Here is a 4,266-nt window from a genome sequence, read left to right as displayed (position 1 = left end):
GAGCCGGGGTACTCTGCTTCGTTTGCGGCCTGTGCGCGATCAGGGCAGGAGCAGACTGATGGAAGCGCACGGCGGATAGTGCGATTGTATGGCAAATAAGGTGAGGGTGGGGTAAGTTGACAGGGTAAACGAGAACAAACTCCACACGCGCTCCCGCAATCCCGATGAGAATCCGCCTGCTGACCCTCGTGCTCGCCTGCGCCGCCGCCACTGGCTGCAGCGACCTGTCATCCGCTCCCACCGCGGCCCCGTCCGATCCCGCGGCCAGTCAGAACGGGCTCATCCTGGGTTCAGGCAACCGGACGGATTCCACGACGACGCAGTCAGGCCAGGCAACGAGCGCGGCGGGCGTGGGCTTCGGCTCAGGCGGTTGATCGGCTGAACGACAAACCGCAACTGCTTCTCACGCAGAGCCGCAGAGGCGCAGAGTACCCCGGTTCAGCGCGAGCCGGGGTACTCTGCCGTTATAGCCGGCAACACCTCGCCACCGCGCGTAAAACTCGGCCCTGGCTGGGGATGGGGTACTCTGCTGCCTCTGCTCCCTCTGCGTGAGAAATGCAGTTAGGGGTTGCCGTTCCCGCTATCTACGGAAAAAGCAGTTGACAGGAATCGAGCAGCGTGCTAACCTACGGAAGAACCCGTAGCGGAGACGACGGATGGACGAGATCAGCTTTACACCACGCGAGCTGGACGTGATGAGCATCCTGTGGCGCGCGGGATCGGGGACAGTGACGGAGGTACGCGAGGGGCTGGACGAGGAGCTGGCCTACACGTCCGTCCTCTCCGCCCTGCAGACGCTGGAGGAAAAGGGCTTCGTGCGCCACGAATCCGAGGGGCGCGCGTACCGCTACTTTCCCACCGTGGAGCCCGAGAACGCCGGCCGCAGCGCCCTGGCCCGCATCCGCGAGGCCGTGTTCGGCGGATCGGCCGAGCTGCTGTTCGCGCAGCTCGTGAGCGACCGCAGGCTCAAGCGCGAGGAGCTGGAGCGCATGCGCCGCCTGCTGGCCCAGCGCCTGGACGAGGAGGAATCGTGATCGCCTCGTGGATGCTGTACGCGCTCCTGGTGAGCGTGCTGGTGGCCGCCGGCGCGTGGCTGCTGGAAGAGATGGTGCGCCAGCGCGGCGGCCCCGTCCGCTTTCTGTGGCTGGGCGCCCTGGCCGCCACCGTGGCCCTCGTGGCCGCCGCGCCGCTCCGGATCGCGAAGCCGATGGAGATCAGCGTGAAGATGGCCGAATCGGCTCAGCCGGCCGGCGCGGCGGGCATCCGCCAGGAGGGGATCGGCGCTTCGCTCGCGGCGGCGCTGATGTCCGCGCGGGACGCCGTCTCACATCCGCTGCGGGCGGCGGCGCGGATGGGCGAGGGGCCGGCGGGGACGGCGCTGGGTATTGGATGGATGATCCTGAGCGCGGCGGTGCTGGCCCTCGCGGCGGTCACCATCCTTCGCGCGCGGCGGGCCCGGCGGACGTGGCCCATGGCCGACGTGGCGGACGCGCGCGTGCGGGTGGCGCCGCGGACGGGGCCGGCCGTGCTGGGCGTCCTCCATCCCGAGGTCGTGGTGCCGTCGTGGCTGCTGGAGGCGCCGGAAGAGGAGCAGCGGCTGGTGGTGCTGCACGAGGCCGAGCACGTGCGCGCCCGCGATCCGCTGGTGCTGGCGGCGGGGTGCGTGGCTACGGCGCTGGTGCCGTGGAGCCCGGCCGCGTGGTGGATGCTGCTGCGGCTGCGCGCCGCAGTGGAGCTGGACTGCGACGCGCGGGTGCTGCGTCGCGGCGTGCGGCGGCGTGAATACGGAACGCTGCTGATCGAGATGGCCGGGCGCGGGCCCGGGCTTTCCCTGGGTGCGCCGGCGCTCGCCGGCTCGCCCTCTACCCTGGAACGGAGAATTCGCGCGATGAACGTCGTACTTCCCCGCACCGCCCGGCTTCGCGCCGCGCTGTTCGCCACGCTGGGGCTGGGCCTGCTGGCCGGCGCCTGCGAGAGCCCCCTGCCCACCACCGCCGAGGTGGAGCGGATGGACGTCCGCGGCCTCCAGGCACGCACCCTGGCCCTGCAGCCCGGCGCCACCGGCGACGTCACCTACGTCGTGGATGGAACGCAGGTCCCGGCCGCCGAGGCCCTCGCCATTCCCGCGGAACGCATTGCCCGCATCGACGTGAACCGCGCCGAGGGCGGCGCCAACGTCATCCGCCTGGAGACGCGCGAGGCGGCCGGTCTCCCCGCCGACGGCAGCCGGCCGCGGGTGGACATCACCACGCGGCAGCCCGGCGGGCCCGTGCTGGCCGTGCAGGAGCCGGGCTCCGGGACCCAGGCGCGGCGCTTCGACGGGCTGGTGATCATCGACGGCCAGGTGCGCGACAACGCGGCGCTGCAGTCGCTGAACCCCGACCGCATCGAGAGCATCGACGTGATCAAGGGCGACGCGGCCGCGGCGCTGTACAGCGACCCGCGCGCGGCCAGCGGCGTGATCCGCGTGACCACCAAGGCGCCCGCGAACCGCTGACGCCGCGCTGATCTCCGTGGAGGTGCCGGTCCGTCCCGCGGCGGCCCGGCACCGTTCCGGGGGATCTGCGTCCACCCCGCCTTGCCGCTGATTCCGGTCGGAATCGCGGCAGGCGGATTCGTGGTTCAGGTCCTTCGGGCAAAACGGCGCCCCCGCATCCGGCCAGGCGGATGCGAGGGCGCCGCTTTGTGTTGGAGACCACCGACGTGCGTGTGGGCGTGCACCGCGCAAGCGCCCCAAGAGGTGTTTGGTCCCACACCTCCATTCAGCTCGCCCGGAAGCGTCATCCTGAGGAGCCGCCGCGTAAACCCTCGTTTGTGCGTGATCCATGGCGGCGACGAAGGATCTTGCCCGCGAAGCTCGGGGGCGACCCTCGTGCGCGGAATCCGTTTCTGAGTCTCGCACACAAGATCCTTCGGTCGCGCCACAATTCTGCGTGCGATCACGTTACGCGCGGCGCTCCCTCAGGATGACGCGTCGCGGACGCAGGTTCCAAGCAGCCTCTCAGAATGACAGCGCGGGGCAGGAACGGCGGGACCGCGTCGCGGTCGTGAAACGACACGAGCCGCGGACGGCAGGCTGCCGTCCGCGGCTCGTCTTCATCCACCCGGTGGAAGACCTACTTGCCGGGGCCGGCCGGGTAGAGCGTGAACACGGGCTGCACGTCGCCACGGTCGGGGATCAGGCGGAAGGGCTCGATGCGCACGCGCACGTCATCCCCGTCCGGCTCCATCACCACCAGCATCCCGCGCGCGACACCCATGGGGCCCGCGTTGTAGTACTTCACGCCCACGTGATACGCGCCGGCGATCACCCGGTCCGTGCGCACCACCTCGGGTCCAAAGCCCTGGACGATGTCCTCCAGCAGCCGCAGCCCGCTGGGCGCCGTGCGACTGGCGTAGAAGACGTGCGCCCCGCGCGGATCCACCACGTGCAGGTCCACGTCGTTGCCGTCCGTGTCCCACGTCATGGTGATGCGCAGCCGGTCCGGGCCGGCTCCCAGCTCCACGCCGTGCGCTTCGGCGCGGCGCCGGATGTCGGCCGCCATCCCCGGCTCGGCGCGCATCCAGGCGCGGTAGACGTAGCCCAGCTCGTCGCGGACGACCTGCGCGGCGTTGCCGTACCACCGGTCCACGGGCGTGGCCAGCGCCGCCTCCAGCACCTCCGCCGCCTCGCGCGGACGGCCGGACTGCCACAGCAGCAGCGCCAGCGTGCGGCGCGGGTTGGGCAGGTCCGGGCGCAGCTCCACGGCGCGGCGGGCGGGCGCCTCCCACGCGTCGCGAGCCCCCACGCGCCACAGCAGCAGGGCCGCGCGCTGCAGCATCTCCGGCCGCGACGGCGCCACCTCCACCAGCGAGCCCGTGGCGCGATACGCCTCCGCCGTGCGGCCCAGGTGATGGCTGGCCAGGGCCAGGCTCTCGTAGACCTGCGGATTGTCCGGGTCCATGGGCTGCCACTGGTACGCCACCTCGCGCAGCTCCGCCCAGCGCTCCGATTCCGCCAGGGCCTCGCTCAGCTGGTTGTACAGCGCGCGATCGCGCGGATCGGCCCGCAGCGCGGCGCGCAGGCTGTCCGCCTCGCCCGGGCGAAAGCGGCGCGCGCCCACCCACTCCGGCAGCGGCTCGCGCGCGGGCTCCGGCGCGCTGGCCGCGACCGGTGGCGTCGCGACCGCGACGGTTCCCTGCCCCGTGACGACCGCACCCTCCACGTTCGCCCGTGCGCCCTGCTCCGGCGCGGGTGGGGCCACCGGCATCGGCGGAGGAGGAGGC

The 4,266-nt window shown here is 71.9% G+C and carries 2 protein-coding genes and 1 pseudogene; 2 read left to right on the top strand and 1 reads right to left on the bottom strand.

Features of this window, described 5'->3' with window-relative positions:
- Positions 1-656: 656 nt before the first annotated feature.
- Together VFZ20_RS09390 and VFZ20_RS09385 are read left to right on the top strand one after the other, a co-directional pair.
- Positions 657-1,034 (top strand): BlaI/MecI/CopY family transcriptional regulator, encoded by a 378-nt coding sequence (locus tag VFZ20_RS09390; protein ID WP_329683604.1) that lies wholly within the window; start codon positions 657-659, stop codon positions 1,032-1,034.
- The gene (locus VFZ20_RS09385; RefSeq protein WP_329683603.1) at positions 1,031-2,497 is read left to right on the top strand and encodes a M56 family metallopeptidase; all 1,467 of its coding nucleotides are present in this window, start codon (positions 1,031-1,033) and stop codon (positions 2,495-2,497) included. The genes VFZ20_RS09390 and VFZ20_RS09385 overlap by 4 nt, the downstream gene beginning before the upstream one ends.
- A 619-nt stretch (positions 2,498-3,116) precedes the next feature.
- Here the strand turns inward: VFZ20_RS09385 and VFZ20_RS09380 are convergent.
- Positions 3,117-4,266, bottom strand: a pseudogene (locus tag VFZ20_RS09380) (hypothetical protein); the annotation flags it as partial.

The organism is Longimicrobium sp. (genome assembly GCF_036280135.1).
In the GTDB taxonomy this organism is placed as follows: Bacteria; Gemmatimonadota; Gemmatimonadetes; order Longimicrobiales; family Longimicrobiaceae; genus Longimicrobium.
This window is presented reverse-complemented; position numbering and strand designations above follow the sequence as displayed.